The sequence below is a fragment of the Acinetobacter sp. 228 genome (genome assembly GCF_048147885.1).
On the sequence record NZ_JAYWYV010000522.1, the window covers coordinates 1 to 1,098 of the forward strand.

Here is a 1,098-nt window from a genome sequence, read left to right on the forward strand (position 1 = left end):
CATCTTCTTCGAAATGGTATTTACCACGAATGTGTAAACGACCTTTACCGGTACGGTAGGCATCAACAATACCTGATTTACCGTAAATAATACCGCCTGTAGGGAAGTCAGGACCGGTAATGTATTCCATCAATCCTTCAATCGAGATATTCGGATTGTCAGCATAAGCCAAACAAGCATTCACAACTTCTGTCATGTTGTGTGGTGCCATGTTAGTTGCCATACCTACAGCAATACCAGCAGCACCGTTAATTAACAAGTTTGGAACACGTGTCGGAAGTACTTCAGGGATACGTTCCGAACCGTCGTAGTTATCTTCCCAGTCAACTGTGTCTTTTTCTAAATCTGCAAGAAGCTCATGTGCCAGCTTAGTCATACGGACTTCGGTATAACGCATTGCCGCGGCGCTATCGCCATCGATCGAACCGAAGTTACCCTGACCATCAACCAATAAATAACGTAAGCTAAAGTCTTGAGCCATACGAACAATGGTTTCATAAACAGCTGAGTCACCATGCGGGTGATATTTACCGATTACGTCCCCAACGACACGAGCAGATTTCTTGTAGGCTTTGTTATAGTCATTGCCCAATTCGTGCATGGCATAAAGCACACGACGGTGAACAGGTTTAAGACCGTCTCTCACATCCGGCAATGCACGAGATACAATTACACTCATCGCGTAATCTAAATATGAATGCTTGAGTTCGTCCTCAATGGCAATCGGTCGGATTTCCGATACGCTCATGCATACTCCTTCTTACGGATAGATATTTCTATCCGTTTATATGTCTTGATCTTGCAAAAAATTTAGTTCCGGAAAGTGAACTAAAATCGAAAAAAATATAGCTGTATACTATAGCATAAAAGCGCTTTGTAATGTGCGGAATCTACACTGCCAATCTGGTGATATTTGTATAATTTAATTGCATATTATTCTACTCTTTTAGCTGCAATCATTATCTTCATGCCTAATCAAAACTATGTGAATTTTATTTTATAAAAATCAAACATCCAAAGCATAAATTTTCTAATTTTTACTTCTAACTTCAGACTGTAAAACAAAAAACCCCTAGTTCAAAACTAGGGGTTTTTAAC

General features: G+C 39.8%; 1 protein-coding gene. It reads right to left on the bottom strand.

Annotation, left to right across the window (positions count from 1 at the left end; translation table 11 throughout):
- A partial coding sequence (locus tag VXQ92_RS20425; RefSeq protein ID WP_416683012.1) for a DNA gyrase subunit A occupies positions 1–748 on the bottom strand: 748 nt, incomplete at its 3' end.
- Positions 749–1,098 lie beyond the last annotated feature (350 nt).